We start from the raw sequence: 20,303 nt of genomic DNA, 5'->3' as shown, positions 1-20,303 counted from the left end.
GATAAACGGTAAGCCTTTTTGGTGGTATGACCTGATAACCACCTCCGCCGGTGTGGAGTTGTGGGTCAGGCATTCTGAAATTTAGCGCCTACCTCTTCTCTCCTAGGATCAGAATAGCTATTTTTAACCTATGAATGAGGTTCATGAGCTGTTTGATTTTTTCAAAAACCACCTGCCGGTACGTGCCATCGCTGAGGAGTTGGTGGTTTTTAAGCCTGAGACCTACCTCTCCGAGATGGCAAACCACAACTTTCAGACTGCCGTAGTGGCTATTCCTGCCGGCCTGATGAAATTTGATGTGGGGGATGATCGGCTTGTGGAGATCCCTGTGGATGCGGTTTTTTCCCTTCAAGCTCCCCTTTTGCAGGTGTTTCCCCATATAGCAGCGAAACGGAGGGTGTTTTTGCGGAGTGGGGGAAGGGTTACGCATATTGCCACCCGTAGTGACTTGGACAAAATCCCCGTTCGATTGGCCCTGTTTGGGTTTGTGAGTGTGTTGGAGACGGTATTAAAGGAAATGGTGCGCAGTTTGGTGCCGGAGTGGGAGAAAAGTCTGTCCCGGGAACGATTGGCGGCTGCCCGTAAGCTTTACCGGATGAAGCGGTCCAGGTCGGAAGAGATAGATGTGGTTCATTGCCTTCATTTGGCGGATCTGGGATCTGTTTTTTCGAAGGAAAAAAGGTACAAATTGTTCGGGGATCAACTAAGCAGAAAGGTTTTTGACGATCGCATGCGGGATGTGGGCAAGCTGCGCGATGCACTCGCACACTCCCAGGATGTGTTGCCCTTTGACTGGGAGGAGATCCCGGCGTTACTGGCGTTTATCCTTTTGGTAATGGATACTGATTTCCGCTCACCTTGTTTGAAGTAACCGGTTGTTTTTGGGCAGGTTAAGTTCGCCTGGGTTTCCGATCATTCCCACCCGAAAGCTGCCATGTACATCCATCCGGGGCGTGGTCTCCGGTATTCTTCCACTCGGTATACGTGTGAAGAGTTTTCCGCGAAAGGAGCCTTCCATCAGGCGCTGTTCTTGGCTGGTTCGGGTTACTTCCACTTCAAAAAAAACATCCATCGCGGGGTCGTTTGTCCGTTGCTTGTTGAGGACATAGTTCCCTACCAAAAAGCTGACGATGCCTGTGTTTTGCTTGGTGCCTGCTTGGGGCGCGAAAATGAAGTTGGCAAAAAAACAGGCATTGGAACTGGGACTGATGGTGCAATGTCCATCCACATCCACCAAAAGCACATCCAATTGGTTGACGTAGACCAGGTAGTTTTGGGGATCGGCATCTGATTTTTTTTCCACAAATCCCATTCCTCCCTCTACACTCAGGTAATTTTCAGGTAGTCGGTATCTGTATTCAAAGCGTTCTTCCCCAACAAACAGCTGGAAAAAAACCTCCTCCTCCATACGGGTATCCGGTTCTTCCTGGCCTCTTTCACAGGCCGCTAGAAGCAAAAGAAATACGGGGAGAAAGAAATGTAAGCGAATCATGAACAGCGTAGCGGTGTATTATTCCGTTAATTTAGTCATATAACTCCAGTTTGGCTACTGATGTTCAGGGAATTATTTTTGGTCAAACCATAGGTTGCATTCATTTCCCATGATTCACGGTACGATGAAGGTTCTTTTTGCCGATACATCCGTTACTTTTCTATTTGGCAGGCGGGGGACTTGCCGGCATGCCAAAGTGGGCCATCATGAGGATGGCTCCGGCGGTTCCATCCATAGTGGGTTCGTTTGTGCTGTAGTCGCCAACGTCGTCGTGGTACACCACGTGGTCGTTTTGCACATGGGCAAATTCATCGGGATCGTTTAGCGTCAGGCCCAGGAGTTTGTCATGGATGCTGCGGTATATGGGGCCGTCCACCAAACCTCCAGGTACATCCAGCCCAAGCATCACGTAGACGCTGGTGTGCACGTCTTTGGGATATTCCCCTTCTGCGGGAATTCCAGTAAACATGGAGGTTCCCCACGGGTTTCGGCCAAATAGCCAGTCCCTTTGTGCAGTCAGAAAAGGTTCGTATTGCGTATCTCCGGTCATTTTTTCATATAGAATAACCTGGGTTATCAGGCTGGTAAGTAAATTATTGCTGCACCAGATGAAGGGGATTCCGATGTGGTAGGGATTGGTATTTGCCCGTTTCAGGGTATATTCTATCCCATCCCGATAGTATCCCTCTAATGTTTTTTTCAGGTCTTTATCCGCCACTTGGTGCAGTGCAAAGTGCCCCATGTTTATATACGGGTAGAGCTGATAATGCGAGGCGGTATCCCGTACTGTCCAGGAATCTGCGTTTGCGCTTTGCAGTGCATAGGTCGTGGACTGTTCCAGGTAGGTTTTTTCCCCGGTCAGGCGATAGAGTTCGGCTGCACCCCACTGCATGTCGTCAGCCCAGGTTTCTTCGTTGTACCTATAGGGTGCCCCGTAGCTGTTCCCCTGTTGGTAGCCTTCCTTTTCCCTACCTAGGGCGTACAGTGAAATCGCAGCCTTCCGGCATTTTTCCGAAAAGGCCTGATCATCCAACTTTTCTTTCCAGATCCGTGCGGCAATGGCCATGGCGGCGGCACTGCGTCCTGCCAAGTTGGCTAGGCCGGTGGCTTCACTTTGGTATTTGCCTAGGCCCTGTGGCTCGCCGGTGGCGATGTAGGCCGCTCTATATTCGTTTTCTCCCCACCCGTAGTCCGAGTTATCCTTGTTGGGAATCTTGAATCCCCGGTGGTCACGGTCGTCGGCAATTTGGTGAAATAGAATATCCTCCCGCGGGTGGAGCTTTAGAATCCAATCCAATCCCCACTTTGCCTCGTCCAAGATGTCGGGGATTCCATTGCTGCCGGGCTGACCTAGTGCGTTGTGGGTATCCCCAAAGCGGTCTGGATAAAGTTCATAGGCCATTAGCATGTGTGCGGTGGCATAACTTCCCGTGATCAGGTATTTGAGCTGGTCTCCGGCATCGTGCCAGCCCCCGCTGAGGTCGAAGTACGTACTGTCGGGTACAGGTCCGTAGAAGCTCCTTCCGTCTTTGGCATGGCATACCATATCGAGTGTCGGATTGTAGCCGCAGCGCTGCTGCCGCATAAATGCCAATAGGGTCTCCTGATAGTGGCCGTAAGCCTTAGCCCCTATTTGGAATTCAGCGGATCGGTGGTTTGATTTCTTAGCTTTGAGGTAATAGGCACCCTCTTCGGTAATATCGGTAAAGTCAAGCGCATAAAAATGGTCAAATACACCCCACGCAGACGGGATGGGTTTGGGGGATATTTCTTTCACTTCCCTACCGCTTACCTTTTCTATCAGTAAAATCCGCTCGCGGGTTTTTCTTTTCGAGAATGCCAAGGCTGTTTTAACGTCCTCCGGGAGGTATCCCAGTTGGTTGACCCGTATATAAAGAGAATCCTGGGCGCATAAATCGGTGCCCAGGATAATCATGATAAACAAACAAAGCTGTTTTTGCATGGTCATAATTTTTGGGTTATTGCTGCCAATTCCCATCCACGGTTCTCCATATCCGGAGAGGGTTGTTGTCCTTGAGCTCCTCGGGCAACAGCGCGGCGGGCATATCCTGGTAGGCCACCGGTCGTGCAAACCGTTTGATGGCATATACGCCCACCGACGTGGACCTACTGTCTGTGGTAGAGGGGTAGGGCCCCCCGTGCTGCATGGCGTAGCCAACTTCTACGCCGGTTGGCGCACCCTTGAACAGCAAACGGCCACATTTTTCTTCCAGTTGGCTGACCAACGCCTTGTGGGCAGCAATTTCGGACTCCTCAGCCCAGACGGTGCATGTCAGCTGTCCGTGCAAGGCTTCTATGGCCTCGGTCAGTTCGTCGAGATGTTCATAGGTAATCATGATACCAAACGGCCCAAATACTTCCTCTTGGAAATCGCTGTTTTTCATCCAGTCCCGAGCGGATACCCGGGCAAAAGCCGGGGCCGCCAGCAGCACATCTTCGCTGTCGAACACCGTAACCCAGGAGAGGTTCCCGTTATCGCTCAGCCGGCGTAATGCGGCATAATAGGTTTGGGCAATGCCTTCGTGCAGCATCGGTGCTTTGGCTATTTTCTCCATTTTTTTGCTTACTTCACTGGCAAAGCGGTCTGCAAGGGCATGGGGCACAAAGATCAGCCCCGGATTGGTACAGAACTGTCCCACTCCCAAGGTAAGAGATCCCACGTAGGTAGCTGCCAACTCTTCGAGGTTTGCGGAGAGTTTGGATTCAAATGCTACGATGGGGTTCACGCTTCCCATTTCCGCAAAAACAGGTATGGGGTTTTTGCGCGCATTGGCTGTGTCAAAAAGTGCCTTGCCGCCGCGGAAGGAACCTGTAAAGGCTATGGCCTTTGCCACCGGGTGCGCAGCCAGCTCCTGTCCCTCTTCCACGCCCCCTTCTATGTGTTGAAAGACCCCCTCGGGCATCCCGGTCTCCTTTGCAGCTGAGCGTATGGCATCAGCTACCATTTGGGATGTTTTCGGGTGTGCGGGGTGTGCTTTGTAAATCACTGTACACCCTGCTGCCAATGCCGATAGGGTGTCACCTCCTGCTGTCGAAAATGCCAACGGGAAGTTGCTTGCACCAAAGACCACGACAGGCCCCAGCGGACGCAGCATGCGTCGGATGTCCGGCTTTGGCAGAGGTGCTCGGTTCGGATCGGCCTGATCTATGGTTGCTTCTACCCAGCTTCCTTCTTTGACCAGACCCGCAAACAAGCGGATCTGTCCCAAGGTGCGTCCGGTTTCACCTGTGATACGTCCTTCGGGTAAGTTCGATTCAGCCGCCGCGATGGGAATAAGTTGCTCCTTTATAAGCTCGATTTGTTGGGCTATGGCCTCTAAAAATGCCCCCTTTTCGGCTCCGGTTGCATTTTTGAATGTTAAAAAGGCCTGTTGGGCTTTGCCCATGGTCTCATGTATCAATGACATAGTTCAGTTGGTTTTACGGTGATTCACACTAGGGATCAAGCGTGATTTTTTTGGTATTCATCTATTTGAAGGTTCAAGTTAGGCGATATCCCAGAATCAAGCAAAGGAACGGGCGATCATTTGCGAACCTTTCTCCGCCGTTCCGTTCTTGGGTCTGTTTATTGCCAGCTTTATCCGAATTGCGTAGCTTTGACGATCGGTAGGCAGACAGCCACCTCTACACATTATTATGTCCTCGTCTAGTTGCCTTTCTGATATTGGAATTCGCAGACATCTTCTTCCTGGAGACATCGGCGCGGTTGTACGGCTGCACGGAAAATTATACTATGAGGAGTTTGGGTTTGGGCTGGGATTTGAAAGATACGTAGCGGAGACCTTTTCCGATTTTGTCAAACATTTTAAACCGGGATTGGATCAAGTATGGCTTGCTGAGCAGGGTGGGGAGCTTGTGGGGTTCATCTCTCTTGTCCACCGATCTCCCGATCAGGCGCAGCTGCGGTATTTCGTGGTTGATCCATCTGTTAGAGGACTTGGGCTGGGCAACTTGTTGTTTTTTTCCTGTTTGGAGCATGGTCGGAGGGCTGGTTATAGGGCAGTTTACCTTTGGACCAGTGATAAGCTGACCCAGGCAGCCTCAATGTACCGAAAGGCAGGCTTTGAGTTGGTCTTGGAGGAGTCGTCCGATTCATTTGGAGTTCTTCTCAGAGAACAAAAATACGAGCTTATCTTATGATCTTGAGATACCAACAACTACATTTTATAAACCTATGAAGAGCATTAGAAGTATTGTGTGCCAAGTTACGGTGGGGTTGTTTTTTGTGGTTGCAACGACGGGCTTCGGTAGCTATGCACAGCAGCACAACTGGAATTGGGGCGGTCCCTTGGACAGCGTGCAGGCCACTTTTGAGGTGAACAAGATTTCGTTGGATCTGGAGATTTTACCGGAGGAGCAGGTACTATCGGGCAGTGCAACGCTTTCACTGGGCTATCTTCAGGAAACGGATCGGCTACGTCTGCAGTTGGTAGATGCCTACACGGTAACGAAGGTTGAGGCGGATGGCAACGAGCTTGCCTTCTCCCATGGAAAAGGCTTATTGGATATTCTTTTGGGAGGATCCAAGCCCACTTCCGTGACGGTGTATTATGGAGGGCGAACGCCCATCGCCGTCAGACCCCCTTGGATAGGTGGGTTTACCTGGGAAAAGGACGATCTGGGCTATCATTGGATGGGACTTTCATCCCAAAATGAAGGAGGGAAAGTCTTTATGCCCTGCCTGGATCACCCCGTGAGCAAACCCCGTGATGGCGTCCTGCTCCGAATTACGGTTCCGGATCCTTATATGGTTGCTGCAAATGGGCTGTTGAAGGAGGCGTTTCGGGAGGGTGAGAAGATCACTTATATCTGGGAGTCCCGTTATCCGATCATGAATTACAATGTCAATTTCACGATGGGGAAGTTTCACGAAGCGTCCAAGACCTTTCGTTCGGCTTCGGGAAAGGAGTTCCCACTGGTAGTGTATGTGCTGGAGGAAAATAAAGACAAGGCCCCTATGCTTCTGGACGTGTTGGAAAAGAGTGCGCAGACCCATGAGCTATTTTTCGGACCCTATCCTTTTCCAGAGGAAAAATTGGCAGTAGTGGAGACACCGTACCTGGGGATGGAACATCAAACCATCAACGCTTATGGCAACAATTACCAATTTGTACGCATGGGGGATGTATGGTATGATCATCTTCTTCACCATGAGCTGGGCCACGAGTGGTTTGGCAATAAGGTGTCCATTGCCGATTGGGCGGATTATTGGATTCACGAAGGGATCACCTCCTATGGTGACTGGTTGTTTTATTTGCATCACGGAGGTGAGTCGGCCTACCACGAGAAAGTAGCCGATACCAAGAAGCGGATCCGTAATGAGAAACCGGTGGTGGGTCCCAGGGAGAGCCTCTCCGATGATGCATACCACCCAGACGTCTATACCAAAGGTGCCTATATCATGCACAGCCTCCGGTTTATTTTGGGGGATGATCGTTTTTTCCCGCTATTGAAACGAATTGCCGAACATGATGAATTTACCTATGCCAACCAAGTGTCCACCGAGGAGCTCATTTCCTTCTTGGAGGCCGAATCGGGAGAGGAGCTCAGGGAGTTTCTGGAATACTATTTATATGGGGCTAAATTACCCAAAGTAAAGATAAACAGGAAGAGAAAGGGAGTTTACGAGGTTGTTTTTCAGGGGATTGGATTTTCGCTTCCTGTGGAAGTGGAGACGGATCGGGGTATAGAAATCTTAGTGCTTTCCGGTACCCCCACACAGGTAGTCAATAATTCAGCTCCAGTGGTTGACCCGAGAAACTGGTACTTGCTTCGCAAATAAATGTTTTTTTGAAAAGAAAGAAGTAAATTTGTAGAAAAACGAAAAACATGAAAAAATCCCCTGTTTTCTTGTTATTTATGGTCTTTGCTTTAGGCTTGGTAGTCGCTTGCGGGTCTCCGTCATCCGATCAGGTAGTTATCGAAGAGGAAGCATCCACTGCTGTCGAACCGTCACTTACCTTTTTGTGGGAGACTGCTGCTGATCTGATCACCAACGAGTCGGTACACTTTGAGCCCTCCAATGGAAAGATTTATGTAGCCAATATCGAGGGAGGTCCTGCGGAGAAGGATGGTGTTGGTTCCATTTCCATCATTTCCAGAGATGGTGAGATCGTCGAAAGGGAGTGGGTAAAAGGGTTGCATGCACCTAAGGGAATGACCGTAATGGACGGCAAGTTGTACGTTACGGACGTCGATGTCTTGGTGGAAGTTGATTTGGCTTCCGGAGAAATCCTAAACAGATACGAGGTTGAAAACGCCCAGTTTCTAAACGATGCAGATACAGACGGTAAGCGAGTTTATTTCTCGGATATGCGAGCCGGCCGGATTCTGTACTTCGAAAATGGCGCGATACGTGTTTTTACTGATAATCAGCCAAATATCAATGGTCTACGTGTGGGCCCGGATGGGGTTCTCTATGGACTGGATGCCGAGGGGTTGAAGATGTACCGGTCTGACGGAACCTTCGAGCTGCTGAACGATGTAGTGACTGGAGGCGACGGATTGATTCTGCTTGACGAAAACACCTTTTTGGCTACTCGATGGAAAGGCGAGATATACCTAATTCGGGATGGCAAGGAGACCCTTCTCTTAGACACAAGTGCAGAGGAATCCAACACAGCTGATGTCGGCTTTATTCCGGGAGAAAACATCGTTTTGGTGCCTACGTTTTTCAAGAATAAGGTAGTGGCTTATCGCCTTGACTATAGATTTTGATGGTTTTGTGCACCAAGGATGAGGCTTTACTGAATTATAACCAGCAACTGTTTGTTGTGGTATTATAGAGGAAAACGAAACATTTTAATTTTATCGCCAAAAATGCTTTATTTGTGGTACACTTTTTAGCCTACAGTCGATTCCGCAAAATAAAGTCGAAATAACATGTTGCTTATGAGTAAATCAGATAATATAAACTACGAGGTAGAAAAGAACGCCGAGGTAGTAAGTCAGCTAAATGAATTGGTAAGTGCCACGGTGGATTCCACTTTGATGGATCCCGACGATTGTTGGCAACCTACGGATTTTCTGCCGGATATGGCCCAGCCGGATGCACTGGATCAGGTAAAGCTGCTCAGGGAGCGGGCAGCAGGCATCCCCGATACGATCATCACTTCCCTCGTGGGAAACATGATCACGGAGGAGGCGTTGCCAAGCTATCAGACCTACTTTAACATGTTGGAGGGGGTGAATGAGGACGGCAACCTGACCAGCCCCAAGGGTTGGGTTAGGTGGACAAGGGCATGGACAGCAGAGGAGAACCGCCACGGAGATCTGTTGAATAAGTACCTGTATCTTTCGGGTAGGTGCGATATGCGCCAGGTAGAGCAGACCATACATAGATTGATCTATAATGGATTCGATCCACGCTCTGAAAAGGATCCCTATCAGGCAATCATCTATACGTCCTTTCAGGAGCGTGCAACGAAGATTTCCCATGTGAATACGGGCAAATTGGCCGACAAGGCCGGTGACTTGGTGCTTGGGAGAATATGCAAACAGATAGCTGGAGATGAAGCAAGGCATGAGAAGGCCTACAAATCCTTTATGACGCGGATTTTCGAAATTGATCCCAACGGGGCCATGTTGGCATTTGAAAAGATGATGCGCAAGCAGATTGTGATGCCGGCTGTTTTAATGGGCAAGGGAGGGCCTAACCCGAGTATTTTTGATCAATTCTCGGCGGTCACACAAAAAATCGGTGTATATACCGGATGGGATTATGCCCGGATCATCGACCACCTTGTTAAGCTCTGGAACGTGGAAACAGCCACGGGTTTGAATGACGTGGCGTCGAAAGCCCAGGAATACTTGGCGGGACTGTCTGCCCGTTATGAGAGGTTGGCGGAGCGGATGAAGGTTCCCGACGAGATTAATTTGGCATGGCTAAGTCAAATCAAGCCCATTTAATTGGCTAGATCCTATTTTAATTGCCTAGCGGGGGGATGGAATCCTCCCGCTTTTTTTTAGCTACCCATTTTTAGACCTGTCCGACGTTTAAAGCTTTTTGTGCCTTGTACCGCAACGTAGTGCGGTGAGTAAGTTTGTGTAAAAAATACATTAAGTGGGCTTCACTCGCTAAAAAATTTATCATTTAAAAAACATTATTCGTATCTTGTAGCGTAATTTAACCTAAATGCGATCTATGGATAACAATAGAAGGTCTTTTCTTAAGAAGTTGGGCTTGGCAAGCGCTGCTTCTGCGGTGGTCCCCTCTTCACTTGCGGCTGCCAATAGTTTAACTGAATTCCATATTTTACACCGTCAAGCTGCGCATCCAGCGAATCAGGTGATCCGATTGGGCCTGATAGGCGCGGGCATCATGGGTTCCGAAGATCTTTCAACTGCCCTATTGCATCAGCATGTGCAAGTGGTCGCGGTTTGCGACCTGTACCAGGGCAGGCTACATCGGGCTAAAGAAAAATGGGGCAACAGCTTATTTACAACAACCGATTATAAGGAGCTGCTCAAGCGAGGTGACGTGGATGCCGTCATCATTGGCACCCCGGACCACTGGCATAAGCAGATAAGCATCGACGCGCTAAATGCCGGCAAACATGTATACTGCGAGAAGCCCATGGTGCATTCGGTAAAAGAAGGGCATGAGGTGATCGATGCGTGGAGAAAGTCCGGCAAGATCTTCACGGTAGGTAGTCAGGGTATCTCATCACTGGGCAATGAGAAGGCCAAGGAACTGCTGGCACAAGGTGCGATCGGCGACATCAATTACGCAGAGGGTTTTTGGGCCCGTCACTCTCCTGAGGGGGCCTGGCAATATGCCATTCCGCCGGATGGGTCAGAGAAAACGGTAGATTGGAAACGATACATTTCAAATACCACGAATCGACCTTTTGATCCGCTTCGGTTTTTCCGCTGGCGAAATTACCTGGATTATGGTACTGGCATGTCGGGTGATCTTTTTGTCCATTTGTTTACCAGCCTGCACTTTATAACCAACTCCATGGGACCCACGAAAATATCTGCGATGGGAGGCCTTCGTTATTGGAAGGATGGCAGAGAGGTGCCGGACGTGTTGTTGGGGATGTTTGATTATCCGGACAGCCCTCAGCATCCCGGATTTAATCTATCTCTGCGTTGTAACTTTGTGGATGGCACCAGCGGATCCACCTATCTAAAAATCGTAGGAAGCAAAGGATCCATGGATGTGAAATGGGACGAGGTAGTGGTGAAAAACAATCAAAGTGCGGCGTCCAATGATCCCTTTCTGGAAGAACAGGCCCGCATGAATCAGGGGGCTGAGGTCAGGAAGAAAATGTTGCCCCCGAGGGAGATGGTTTATAAAGTAGAGTCGGGATACAAAGGGGCACACTACGACCATTTCGGGAAGTTTTTCACGGCGATCCGGGAAAACGGGGGGGTAGTGGAAGACCCTGTATTTGGTTTTAGGGCGGCAGCGCCTGCGTTGCTGTGCAACGACAGTTATTTCCAGGACAAGTTTATCGCTTGGGATCCGGTAAATATGAAATTAGTGTAAATTTAAGATCCAAATACATACCTTTAAGAAATAATCTAAAAGAAAAACAACCTGAGATGAAGAGAAATTTGTTTATGGCTTTCGCAGTGCTTATGATGATGGGCTGCGCGGCTTCGGATGAAATTGAGTTGTTCAATGGCAAAGACCTGTCCGGATGGCAGATCTATGGTACTGAAAAATGGTACGTCGAAAACGGCGTGTTGGTGTCGGAGAGTGGTCCTGACGCAGAGTACGGATATCTTGGCACAACGGAAAATTACAAGGATTTTGAACTTACAGCCGAATTCAAGCAGGATCAGGATGGCAATAGCGGGATTTTCTTTCGCTCCACCTTTGAAGGAACTAAGGTTTCGGGCTGGCAGGTGGAAGTAGCCCCTCCAGGCAACGATACCGGCGGGATCTACGAATCCTATGGAAGGGGATGGTTGATTAAGCCCGATCCTGAAAAAGACAAGCACCTGAAATTTGGCGAGTGGAACGACATCAAAGTACGGGTTCAGGGTGACCGGGTGACCACGTGGCTGAATGGCGTGGAAATGGTTGATTACTCTGACGAGAAAATCGGTCAGGGAGAAGGGCAGATTGCCCTTCAGATCCACAGCGGAGGAGGTTTGAAGATCTCCTGGAGGAATTTGAGGTTAAAGCAGCTTTAAAAAACTTGTTTTAAACGTATATAGGGCCGACCGTCAATTTGACGGTCGGCTTTCTTTTTAAATCGCCAAGCGAACTTCCACGCAATTATCACATCGCGCTTGACTAGTCCGTCCTCTTCCCTGTGTTTGACGGCTACCGCATAGCTGTCTAATATTGGCGTGCTCGAATAAAGTAGTCCGGTAGGGAATAGAAAGGGTGATTGGCCGTAAAAGTAGGACTATTCCGTACTTATTATTACAGCGGTACCAATTACCTGAATCATTTTTTGTAATTTGCGGCTTCGTAAAATGATACGTATGTCCAAATTTGAAGCAATAAGACCTTATTACGATAGTGAAGTAAACGACGCATTGGCGCAGTATGCGGATCATCCTATGATGAAGGCCATTATGCATTTCACTTTCCCAGATGTGCCCGATGAGGAATGGCGAAGCCAATTACTGCGAACGCACTCCATCCGGGATTTTCAGGTCAACTTCATTTATCAGGCGGTACTTCGCGTATTGGAAAGAAGTGCGAAAGGACTGACGACCTCGGGCTTTGACAAGCTGGAGAAGAACTCGGCTTACCTATTTGTTTCCAATCATAGGGATATTATCTTGGACACCTCCTTGCTAAACGCTGTTTTGTATGAACACGGATGCAAGATGACTACATCGGCGATAGGGGACAATTTGGTGAAAAAGCCATTTTTACGTGCCTTGGCCAAGTTGACCCGTAGCTTTATCGTTCACCGTGGCCTGAGTTCGAGGGCTATGCTCGAAAGTTCCAAATTGAATTCGGAGTATATACGTGATTCCATCTTTTATGAAAACCGTTCCGTTTGGATAGCACAGCGGGAGGGACGTACGAAGGATGGCAATGACCTTACCCAAAAAGGCGTATTAAAGATGCTTTCTATGGGATGTGAGGACGGCAATCTTTCGGATTATTTCAAACGCCTAAAGATTGTACCTGTATCAATTTCCTACGAAAACGATCCCACCGATTTGCAGAAGATGCCGGAATTGCTCGCCAAGGCCCGTTCTGAAGCCTACGTGAAAGACAAAAACGAGGATTTTCGCACCCTCCTAAGCGGCATTATGGGCCAAAAGAAACGTATCCATATTGCACTAGGGGAAGTGCTCCAAGGGGAATTTGACGTCATTTTCAGGGAAGAATCTTCGCTTAACCGACAAATGCAGCGTATAGCAGAAGAGATAGACCGTGTGATAATCTCCAATTTCCAACTTTGGCCCACCAACTACGTTGCCGTGGATCTCCTCAACAATTCGGATGAATACATCAGCCATTATACGCCGGAAGATAAGGCCGCTTTTGAGAGGAGGTTTCGAGCCGGTGTGGATAAGGAAAACCCGGTGGCAGTACAAAGTTTTTTGGCGATGTATGCAAACCCTGTTTTCAACAAGCAAAGAGTGCTAATCTCCTAAGGGGTGTGAAATTGCCCAAGGTCTGCCGATCGGATGGTAGGCCTTGCTGGTGGGTCAGGCTGGCAATATTCTAAAACGCTATGGCAACCCATAACCAGGTGCATCGAGTCGACCCAAAAGAGCCGGTAGACATGATACATTCCTTCGGCAAAGAAAAAATGTAAACCAAGCGGGAACCCTGTCCGACTGCATTGTTTCGGGTGGGCATTTACCGCTGAAAAATAATAGATACATGAAGAATAAATTGGTAAGGGTAGGGCTCCTGCAGTTGGCATGTAGTGCTGATCCTGCTCAAAATATGCAAAAGACCGTAGAGGGGGTTCGAAAGCTTGCCCAAGACGGTGCCCAAATTGTATGCCTTCAGGAATTGTTCCGATCCCTGTACTTTTGCGATGTGGAAGATTATGCCAATTTCAACTTGGCAGAGGCTATTCCCGGCCCATCTACGGAAGTCCTTTCCACTTTGGCCAAAGAGCTGGGGGTGGTAATTATTGCTTCCTTGTTTGAAAAAAGGGCCGAAGGGCTCTATCATAATACCACGGCGGTGTTGGATGCCGATGGAACTTATTTGGGGAAATACCGCAAAATGCACATCCCTGACGATCCCGGTTATTACGAGAAATTTTATTTTACACCTGGCGACTTGGGTTATAAAGTGTTCAAGACCAAGTTTGGGAATTTGGGCGTGCTTATCTGTTGGGATCAATGGTATCCCGAAGCGGCCCGGATAACTTCGCTAATGGGTGCTGATATTCTTTTTTATCCTACGGCCATCGGTTGGCACAAGGATCAGGATCCGCAGACAAATCAAGACCAATACCAGGCCTGGCAGACCATTCAACGGTCCCACTCGGTGGCCAATGGGGTTCCCGTGGTTTCCGTAAACCGCGTGGGCATTGAAGGTGATATGAGGTTTTGGGGAGGTTCCTTTGTAAGCAACGCGTTTGGGAGGGTGGAGTTTCAGGCCGACCATGAAGCGGAGACTGCTCAGGTGGTGGAGATTTCACTTGAAGGATCTGATCGATACCGAACCCACTGGCCATTTTTGCGCGACAGGCGCATAGACAGTTACAGCCCCCTATTAAATCGATATTTGGATGAATCCTAAGACGAATCAAACGGAAGGGGTAACCGGCGGCTTCCCGGCAGATCAAGGGTATTATTTCCCGGCGGAATATGCGTCGCATGAGGCAACGTGGCTGAGCTGGCCACACAAGGAAGCTTCGTGGCCAGGAAAAATACAAACCATCTACGCGCCCTACAGCAAGTTTATCGGTCATGTGGCAGCAGGGGAAACAGTCAGGATAATGGTCCGGGATCGATCCATGGAGGAGTTCGCAACGTCCTGCCTGGAGAAAGAAAGCGTAAATCTTCAAAATATCACTTTCCACCATTTTCCAACCAACGATGCCTGGTGCAGGGACCATGGGCCGGCGTTTTTGGTCAATCCAGCCGCTGATCAAAAAAAGGTAATAGTCAACTGGAATTACAACGCCTGGGGGGATAAATATCCACCCTATGATCTGGATAACCGAATTCCCGAGCAGATAGCCAATTACCTTGGGCTTCCCTACGTCAGCCCTGGCATTGTGATGGAGGGAGGCTCTGTGGATTTCAATGGCAAAGGCACGCTGCTGACCACAACGTCTTGCCTGTTGAACCCTAACCGAAACCCGCACCTAAGCCAATCGGAGATTGAGGATTATCTCCGAAAGTACTATGGTGTCAAGCAGATTCTATGGTTGGGGGACGGGATCATCGGGGATGATACCGATGGACACATCGACGATATTACCAGGTTTGTGAGTGACCAAACCGTGGTGACGGTGGTGGAGGAAAATAGGCGTGACGCGAATTATGAGCCTTTGCGCGAAAACCTAAAAATGCTCGAATCCTTTCGTCTGCTAGATGGAAGCCCTCTTTCGATCGTGGAACTGCCCATGCCATCTCCGGTGGTCTACGAAGGCACCCGTCTGCCTGCAAGTTACGCCAACTTCTATATAGCCAATTGTTGCGTCGTGGTACCCACATTCAGGGACAAAAACGACGACAGGGCATTGGAACTTTTACAGCGGTGTTTTCCAGATCGCAAGGTAGTGGGTGTAGATTCGCTGGATATCATCTGGGGGTTAGGATCCTTCCATTGCCTGAGTCAGCAGGAGCCCAAGGTGTAGCTACCGTTTCGAGATTTTGTTTTGCGTGATGCTGCGTTGACGCGAGCATTTAAAACGGTTTGATAGGGAGGAAAGCTCGTGTTTAGATTTTCTTCCCTGTACACGCCCCCTCCACCTTTCAAAAGAGCTTCGTTTCAGCTCCCGCCGCATAAGTGTAATCACAGCTGATTCATCAACCCCAAATTGCCGTTCTATCGCGTCGAATGGTGTGCGGTCTTCCCAGGCCATTTCCACGATTCGATCCTTGTCTTCCCGGCTTAGCTCGCCTAAAAGGTCTTCTTTCATTTGACGGTTGTTGTTTTTGGCATTTACAACTTTGCTAGCAGGGGTTTGGTTTTGGTTTTTTGCCCAGCAATGTCCCTTTTCATTGTTTTTGCTTTTGGGAATGTATTGCTACTTGGTTGTTTCCGAGCTATTGGGATGGTACAAAATCCCTCCAAATCCGTATTATTGCATACTAATCTTGTTATTATGCGCAGTTATTTTGCGGTTTTTTTCTTGGGATTACTTGCTTTGGAAGCGTGTTCGTTTCGATCCATCGTTATCCATCCGGACATACCCTATATGGAGGAGGGTTTTTTGGATGAATTGCCCGAGAAGCAACTGACCGTATACGCCCCCAAGAAAGTGAAGAGTGAGCCCTACCCGGTGCTTTTGTTTATTCATGGAGGTAGTTGGCGATCCGGAAACAAAGAAAAATACATTCCACTCGGTAGGCGGTTTGCCAGAAAGGGTTACGTCACTGTAATCATTGACTATCCGCTTAGTCCCACCTACAAGGTCCATTCGATGGGCAAAGCTTCTGCCAAGGCCGTAGACTGGACCCATCGTCATATAGGGGATTTCGGTGGGGATCCAAATAACCTTTTTGTATCGGGGCATTCTGCCGGAGGTCACCTGGCAGCGCTTATCAGCGTACGGGATGAATACTTTGACTCCATAGGGGTTGCCTCCAATCCCATTCGCGGAGCCGTTTTGATCGATCCTGCTGGATTGGATATGTTTACCTATTTAGTGGAGGCCAATAACGCACCCGGAACGTCCCATAACCGTACCTTTACCGATAGTCCGGAGGTGTGGAGGGACGCCTCGCCGATGTACCACTTGCATGATGCCATGCCGCCTATGATGATTATGGTGGGAGGACGTACGGAGCCAAGCATACTCCACGGTGCGGATCGCTTTATGGAAGCCCATGCGCCCTATACGCCTCAGCCCGGTTTTTACCTGCAAAAACGAAAAAAACACATCCCAATGATCGTACAATTCCTTTATACACCCTCCAAGACCTATCGCCGGGTAAGGGAATTTGTAGAAACAAACCGTAGCCATGAATTGTAAGTACAGACTGATTTTCTTTGGTATTTTCTGGACGGTATCAGTCCACATTTTGCAGGGATGTGTTTCCACACCAAGAAATGGACGGGAGCTGAAAGCGCCTGGAGGATTTTGGAACGAAACGGCCATGAAACTGGCCTATGGCGTAGGTGCTTTGAAACTTATCGACCGAAATCCCGAGATTCCCGAGGAGTTGGAGGTGTTTTCAAACAGGGTCTACAAGACCGTGGATACCCTGCAACTGGAGCTGGACGTTTACCGGCTACGTGACGCAGGAAATGAGCCAAAGCCCACGATGGTTTTTATACATGGCGGGGCATGGAAGACGGGTAAGCGCTCGGATTACCTGCCCTATCTGATCGATTATGCCCAAAAAGGGTATGTTACGGCCACGGTTTCCTACCGCCTTTCCCGAGTAGCCAAATTTCCGGCAGCCGTCCAAGATGTTAACTGTGCGGTTCGTTGGCTAAAGGTACACGCAGAGGAGTTTGGGATCGATCCGGAACGCATGGTGTTGATCGGGGGCTCAGCAGGTGGACACCTGTCCATGATGGTTGGCTATGCTGGGGAAGAGCCCCTCTTTGAACCGCAATGTGAGGCAGGGGCACTTAGCAGTGAGGTCAAGGCCATTGTAAACTTATATGGCCCCACGGATCTTACCACGGACGAAGCGAGGGGTAGAGGTGAACCTATCTCGTTTTTAGGGGCTACATACGACGAGCGTCCGGATTTGTACCGACAGGTTTCTCCCCGGTTTTATATTCGTCCGGGCTTGCCACCCACCTTGATATTCCACGGGACGATCGATTCCGTGGTCCCTGTCTCCCAGGCAGATTCGCTTGCGGTTTGGTTGGGAAATGCAGGTGTACCCTACGATTACCATCGCCTCCATGGCTGGCCCCACACGATGGATCTATCCAAAAAGGTAAACGCTTACTGTCAGTTCTATATAGACCGATTTTTGGGCGAATATCTTTGACGTTTATGGGGTGGCATTTGTATCTTTCAGAAAAAACAATACAACCCCCCGATCGGTTGCCCTAGCATGAAGTGTTCCCTTTTTCTGGTTTTGTTTGCCGGGACGGTTTTGCTTTCAGAGCAATCCCATGGGCAAAGTCTGGCGTATAGGGCTTTGCTGAAAGCATTTTATGATGCCGATTTTCCACTGGTATATCCGTCTGATCAGGAAATGTTGAATCAAGCAGTCCTGCTGGATACCCGTGAAATGGAGGAGTACAGGATAAGCCATCTACCGTCTGCCAAGTGGGTGGGGTATGATACCTTTGATCTCAGTGTAGTAGATTCCATTTCCAAGGACACGCCCGTAGTGGTTTATTGCTCCATTGGCGCAAGGAGCCAGGAGATAGGAAAACGTCTAATGGAAGCGGGCTTTGGAAAGGTATATAACCTGTACGGTGGTATTTTCCATTGGGTCAATGAAGGATATCCGGTATACAACGATCAGGGTGCCACCCGAAAGGTTCATGCATACAGCCGTTCCTGGGGTGTTTGGGTAAAGAATGCAGAAAAGGTCTATTAAAATGGCAGGGATTTCCGGGTAGATTGGTAATTTTGGCTATGGTGAAATTCTTTCTGCTGCTTTGGCTTCTTTGGATCCCACCATCCTGTGGAACTTCCTCCCTTGGGATGAAGGGGACCAATCCCCCCAGCCACCAGATATTTGATGGACTACTGAAAGAGCACGTGCGACAGGATGGCACGGTTGATTATCCGGGTTTTATTCGGAACAAGGATCTGCTGGTTTCCTATTTGGATCTGTTGAGTACACATCCTCCCGACCGGAGTTCCTGGTCCATAGACGAGCAGCTTGCCTACTGGATCAATGCCTATAACGCCTTTACGGTCAAACTGATCATCGATCACTACCCGGTCAAGACCATTCAGGATATAGGCCCAAAACTCAACATCCCGTTGATAAACACGGTGTGGCATTTGGAGTTTTTTTCGATAGGTGGTAAAAAAGCCTCGCTTGATGAGATCGAACACAAGATCCTTCGAAAGGAATTTGATGAGCCCCGCATCCATTTTGCAATCAACTGTGCCTCTTTTTCCTGTCCCCTGCTGGCCAATGAAGCCTATGTGGCGGATAAACTGGAAGCCCAGCTCGAACGGGCAGCGAGGCGGTTCATTAACGATCCCGAGCGAAATAGGATACAGAAAGAAAAAGCGGAGCTTTCGGAACTGTTCTCATGGTTTAAGGGGGATTTTACCAAATCAGGTAGTTTGGGGGCTTATTTGAATCGTTATTCACAGGTAAAGATGAGTGAACGTGCCAAGATTAATTACATACCCTATGATTGGCGTTTAAATGAGTGATGGACAAAAACACATCGTTATTTTGGGTAACGGCATTTCCGGCGTTACCTGCGCGCGGTATATCAGGAAGAATGATTCGAAGGCTTCCATTACGGTGGTGTCTGGAGAGTCCCTCTATTTTTTTTCCCGGACAGCCCTCATGTATATTTACATGGGGCATATGAAGTGGGAACATACAAAGCCCTACGAGGATTGGTTCTGGGATAAAAACCGGATCTCTTTGGTGAAAGAGTGGGTATATAGGGTGGAGTTCGGAACAAAGGAGCTGGTTTTCCAGGATGGCAGGCGTATGGGATACGATGTGCTGGTGCTGGCTACCGGATCCAAGCCAGCGGTGTATGGCTGGCAGGGAGAGGATCTGGATGGAGTACAGGGATTATACTCCCTTCAGGATTTGGCTCTTTTGGAAGAAAATACCCGAAATACGAAGCAGGCGGTAATCGTGGGGGGAGGTTTGATCGGAGTGGAACTGGCAGAAATGTTGCGTTCCCGAAAGATTCCGGTGACTATGCTGGTGCGCGAATCCCATTTTTGGGGAGATGTGCTTCCTCCCGAGGAGGGGAGTATGGTAGGGAATCACATTCGTGAACATGGCGTGGATCTCCGTCTTTCTACCTCCTTGGAGGCTGTTCTTCCCGGGATAGATGGGAGGGTTTCTGCCGTCAAAACGACCGCAGGGGAAGAGATTTCCTGTGACTTTGTGGGCCTGACGGTGGGCGTTGTGCCTAACATTGGGTTCCTGAAGAAGGATTCCAACGAAGGGTCCACCTTGGAAATAAACAAGGGAATTCTCGTAAACGATTGCTTTGAAACATCTATTCCAGATGTATATGCGGTAGGCGACTGTGCGGAATTTAAGAAGCCTGTTGGTCCTGACAGACGGCGGATCGAGCAGGTCTGGTATACGGGACGCATGCACGGAGAAGTCTTGGGACGAAATCTGGGGAGGTCTGAGAGAAATCCCTATAAGCCCGGCCCTTGGTTCAATTCGGCCAAGTTCTTTGATTTGGAGTATCAAGTTTACGGATCGGTTCCCTCTGGCCCCTTCGAAGAGGTGGATAGCTTTTACTGGCAACACGAAAAGGAGCCCGTGGCGATGCGTTTTGTGTACCGTTCAGACAGCAGGATCCTTATGGGTATACATGCTATCGGATGGAGGCTTGACCATGTGTTTTTTGATCAAGCGATCACCAATGCGTGGCGGGTAGAGCAAGTGTTGGAAAGTTTGGAGGAAGCCAGCTTCAATGCGGAGTTCTACCGGATTAGTTGTGGGTCGGTGCGTAGGGCGTTCATCAGCCAAACAGGAATTCAAGTAAAAAGAAGCCGGAAATCCTGGCTTCAGTGGGTTTTTGGAAAATGAGCAC

The 20,303-nt window shown here is 49.1% G+C and carries 19 protein-coding genes; 15 read left to right on the top strand and 4 right to left on the bottom strand.

Features of this window, described 5'->3' with window-relative positions; translation table 11 throughout:
• Window positions 1-130: 130 nt before the first annotated feature.
• Window positions 131-871, top strand: coding sequence for a hypothetical protein (locus ADIS_RS08535; RefSeq protein ID WP_010854033.1), 741 nt, complete (start codon window positions 131-133; stop codon window positions 869-871).
• On the opposite strand, the gene ADIS_RS08530 is transcribed toward ADIS_RS08535, so the two are convergent.
• From ADIS_RS08530 to ADIS_RS08520, 3 genes are all read right to left on the bottom strand, one after another.
• Window positions 854-1,492, bottom strand: coding sequence for a hypothetical protein (locus ADIS_RS08530; protein WP_035805261.1), 639 nt, complete (start codon window positions 1,490-1,492; stop codon window positions 854-856). The two genes, ADIS_RS08535 and ADIS_RS08530, sit on opposite strands and share 18 nt — an antisense overlap.
• A gap of 160 nt (window positions 1,493-1,652) precedes the next feature.
• The gene (locus tag ADIS_RS08525; protein WP_010854031.1) at window positions 1,653-3,461 is read right to left on the bottom strand and encodes a glycoside hydrolase family 9 protein; all 1,809 of its coding nucleotides are present in this window, start codon (window positions 3,459-3,461) and stop codon (window positions 1,653-1,655) included.
• 10 nt (window positions 3,462-3,471) lie between these two features.
• Complete coding sequence (locus tag ADIS_RS08520) at window positions 3,472-4,920, bottom strand: aldehyde dehydrogenase (NADP(+)) (protein WP_010854030.1); 1,449 nt, start codon at window positions 4,918-4,920, stop codon at window positions 3,472-3,474.
• A 229-nt stretch (window positions 4,921-5,149) separates the two neighbouring features.
• Between ADIS_RS08520 and ADIS_RS08515 the strand changes: the two genes are divergently transcribed.
• The 9 genes from ADIS_RS08515 to ADIS_RS08475 all read left to right on the top strand — a co-directional run bounded on the left by ADIS_RS08515 (window position 5,150) and on the right by ADIS_RS08475 (window position 15,264).
• Window positions 5,150-5,653, top strand: coding sequence for a GNAT family N-acetyltransferase (locus tag ADIS_RS08515; protein ID WP_010854028.1), 504 nt, complete (start codon window positions 5,150-5,152; stop codon window positions 5,651-5,653).
• 34 nt (window positions 5,654-5,687) lie between these two features.
• Complete coding sequence (locus ADIS_RS08510; protein WP_081634890.1) at window positions 5,688-7,295, top strand: M1 family metallopeptidase; 1,608 nt, start codon at window positions 5,688-5,690, stop codon at window positions 7,293-7,295.
• Between the two features lie 47 nt (window positions 7,296-7,342).
• On the top strand, window positions 7,343-8,230 hold the full coding sequence (locus ADIS_RS08505) for an NHL repeat-containing protein (RefSeq protein WP_010854026.1): 888 nt from the start codon (window positions 7,343-7,345) through the stop codon (window positions 8,228-8,230).
• Window positions 8,231-8,404: 174 nt separating this feature from the next.
• A complete protein-coding gene (locus tag ADIS_RS08500; RefSeq protein WP_035805290.1) occupies window positions 8,405-9,421 on the top strand; it encodes an acyl-ACP desaturase in 1,017 nt (338 codons plus the stop codon).
• A gap of 235 nt (window positions 9,422-9,656) precedes the next feature.
• Window positions 9,657-11,006 (top strand): Gfo/Idh/MocA family protein, encoded by a 1,350-nt coding sequence (locus tag ADIS_RS08495; protein ID WP_010854024.1) that lies wholly within the window; start codon window positions 9,657-9,659, stop codon window positions 11,004-11,006.
• 56 nt (window positions 11,007-11,062) lie between these two features.
• Window positions 11,063-11,659 carry a 3-keto-disaccharide hydrolase gene (locus tag ADIS_RS08490; RefSeq protein ID WP_010854023.1) on the top strand — a complete coding sequence of 199 codons (597 nt, stop codon included), beginning with the start codon at window positions 11,063-11,065 and terminating at the stop codon, window positions 11,657-11,659.
• A 297-nt stretch (window positions 11,660-11,956) separates the two neighbouring features.
• On the top strand, window positions 11,957-13,090 hold the full coding sequence (locus ADIS_RS08485; protein WP_010854022.1) for a 1-acyl-sn-glycerol-3-phosphate acyltransferase: 1,134 nt from the start codon (window positions 11,957-11,959) through the stop codon (window positions 13,088-13,090).
• A 232-nt stretch (window positions 13,091-13,322) separates the two neighbouring features.
• Complete coding sequence (locus ADIS_RS08480; protein ID WP_010854021.1) at window positions 13,323-14,198, top strand: carbon-nitrogen hydrolase; 876 nt, start codon at window positions 13,323-13,325, stop codon at window positions 14,196-14,198.
• Entirely contained in the window at window positions 14,188-15,264 is a 1,077-nt protein-coding gene (locus ADIS_RS08475) for an agmatine deiminase family protein (protein ID WP_010854020.1), read from the top strand. Before ADIS_RS08480 ends, ADIS_RS08475 begins: the two co-directional genes overlap by 11 nt.
• On the opposite strand, the gene ADIS_RS08470 is transcribed toward ADIS_RS08475, so the two are convergent.
• Window positions 15,265-15,549 carry a TIGR03643 family protein gene (locus ADIS_RS08470; protein ID WP_010854019.1) on the bottom strand — a complete coding sequence of 95 codons (285 nt, stop codon included), beginning with the start codon at window positions 15,547-15,549 and terminating at the stop codon, window positions 15,265-15,267. It abuts the gene before it with no gap.
• 186 nt (window positions 15,550-15,735) lie between these two features.
• On the opposite strand from ADIS_RS08470, the gene ADIS_RS08465 reads away from it, so the two are divergent.
• The 5 genes from ADIS_RS08465 (at window position 15,736) to ADIS_RS08445 (ending at window position 20,299) form a co-directional block, all read left to right on the top strand.
• Window positions 15,736-16,605 carry an alpha/beta hydrolase gene (locus ADIS_RS08465; RefSeq protein ID WP_010854018.1) on the top strand — a complete coding sequence of 290 codons (870 nt, stop codon included), beginning with the start codon at window positions 15,736-15,738 and terminating at the stop codon, window positions 16,603-16,605.
• Window positions 16,595-17,581, top strand: coding sequence for an alpha/beta hydrolase (locus ADIS_RS08460; RefSeq protein ID WP_155907284.1), 987 nt, complete (start codon window positions 16,595-16,597; stop codon window positions 17,579-17,581). Before ADIS_RS08465 ends, ADIS_RS08460 begins: the two co-directional genes overlap by 11 nt.
• 66 nt (window positions 17,582-17,647) lie before the next feature.
• Entirely contained in the window at window positions 17,648-18,142 is a 495-nt protein-coding gene (locus ADIS_RS08455; protein ID WP_010854016.1) for a rhodanese-like domain-containing protein, read from the top strand.
• A 38-nt stretch (window positions 18,143-18,180) separates the two neighbouring features.
• The gene (locus ADIS_RS08450) at window positions 18,181-18,939 is read left to right on the top strand and encodes a DUF547 domain-containing protein (RefSeq protein WP_010854015.1); all 759 of its coding nucleotides are present in this window, start codon (window positions 18,181-18,183) and stop codon (window positions 18,937-18,939) included.
• Window positions 18,932-20,299, top strand: a complete 1,368-nt coding sequence (locus ADIS_RS08445) for an NAD(P)/FAD-dependent oxidoreductase (protein ID WP_010854014.1) — start codon at window positions 18,932-18,934, stop codon at window positions 20,297-20,299. Before ADIS_RS08450 ends, ADIS_RS08445 begins: the two co-directional genes overlap by 8 nt.
• Window positions 20,300-20,303: the final 4 nt, after the last annotated feature.

This window comes from Lunatimonas lonarensis, assembly GCF_000390185.1.
Lineage (GTDB): Bacteria > Bacteroidota > Bacteroidia > Cytophagales > Cyclobacteriaceae > Lunatimonas > Lunatimonas lonarensis.
This window is presented reverse-complemented; position numbering and strand designations above follow the sequence as displayed.

Bases quoted from the DNA above. Each gene is read 5' to 3' on its own strand.
- ADIS_RS08535 (WP_010854033.1), top strand. From the start codon at position 131: ATGAATGAGGTTCATGAGCTGTTTGATTTTTTCAAAAACCACCTGCCG.
- ADIS_RS08530 (WP_035805261.1), bottom strand. From the start codon at position 1,492: ATGATTCGCTTACATTTCTTTCTCCCCGTATTTCTTTTGCTTCTAGCG.
- ADIS_RS08525 (WP_010854031.1), bottom strand. From the start codon at position 3,461: ATGACCATGCAAAAACAGCTTTGTTTGTTTATCATGATTATCCTGGGC.
- ADIS_RS08520 (WP_010854030.1), bottom strand. From the start codon at position 4,920: ATGTCATTGATACATGAGACCATGGGCAAAGCCCAACAGGCCTTTTTA.
- ADIS_RS08515 (WP_010854028.1), top strand. From the start codon at position 5,150: ATGTCCTCGTCTAGTTGCCTTTCTGATATTGGAATTCGCAGACATCTT.
- ADIS_RS08510 (WP_081634890.1), top strand. From the start codon at position 5,688: ATGAAGAGCATTAGAAGTATTGTGTGCCAAGTTACGGTGGGGTTGTTT.
- ADIS_RS08505 (WP_010854026.1), top strand. From the start codon at position 7,343: ATGAAAAAATCCCCTGTTTTCTTGTTATTTATGGTCTTTGCTTTAGGC.
- ADIS_RS08500 (WP_035805290.1), top strand. From the start codon at position 8,405: ATGAGTAAATCAGATAATATAAACTACGAGGTAGAAAAGAACGCCGAG.
- ADIS_RS08495 (WP_010854024.1), top strand. From the start codon at position 9,657: ATGGATAACAATAGAAGGTCTTTTCTTAAGAAGTTGGGCTTGGCAAGC.
- ADIS_RS08490 (WP_010854023.1), top strand. From the start codon at position 11,063: ATGAAGAGAAATTTGTTTATGGCTTTCGCAGTGCTTATGATGATGGGC.
- ADIS_RS08485 (WP_010854022.1), top strand. From the start codon at position 11,957: ATGTCCAAATTTGAAGCAATAAGACCTTATTACGATAGTGAAGTAAAC.
- ADIS_RS08480 (WP_010854021.1), top strand. From the start codon at position 13,323: ATGAAGAATAAATTGGTAAGGGTAGGGCTCCTGCAGTTGGCATGTAGT.
- ADIS_RS08475 (WP_010854020.1), top strand. From the start codon at position 14,188: ATGAATCCTAAGACGAATCAAACGGAAGGGGTAACCGGCGGCTTCCCG.
- ADIS_RS08470 (WP_010854019.1), bottom strand. From the start codon at position 15,549: ATGAAAGAAGACCTTTTAGGCGAGCTAAGCCGGGAAGACAAGGATCGA.
- ADIS_RS08465 (WP_010854018.1), top strand. From the start codon at position 15,736: ATGCGCAGTTATTTTGCGGTTTTTTTCTTGGGATTACTTGCTTTGGAA.
- ADIS_RS08460 (WP_155907284.1), top strand. From the start codon at position 16,595: ATGAATTGTAAGTACAGACTGATTTTCTTTGGTATTTTCTGGACGGTA.
- ADIS_RS08455 (WP_010854016.1), top strand. From the start codon at position 17,648: ATGAAGTGTTCCCTTTTTCTGGTTTTGTTTGCCGGGACGGTTTTGCTT.
- ADIS_RS08450 (WP_010854015.1), top strand. From the start codon at position 18,181: ATGGTGAAATTCTTTCTGCTGCTTTGGCTTCTTTGGATCCCACCATCC.
- ADIS_RS08445 (WP_010854014.1), top strand. From the start codon at position 18,932: ATGAGTGATGGACAAAAACACATCGTTATTTTGGGTAACGGCATTTCC.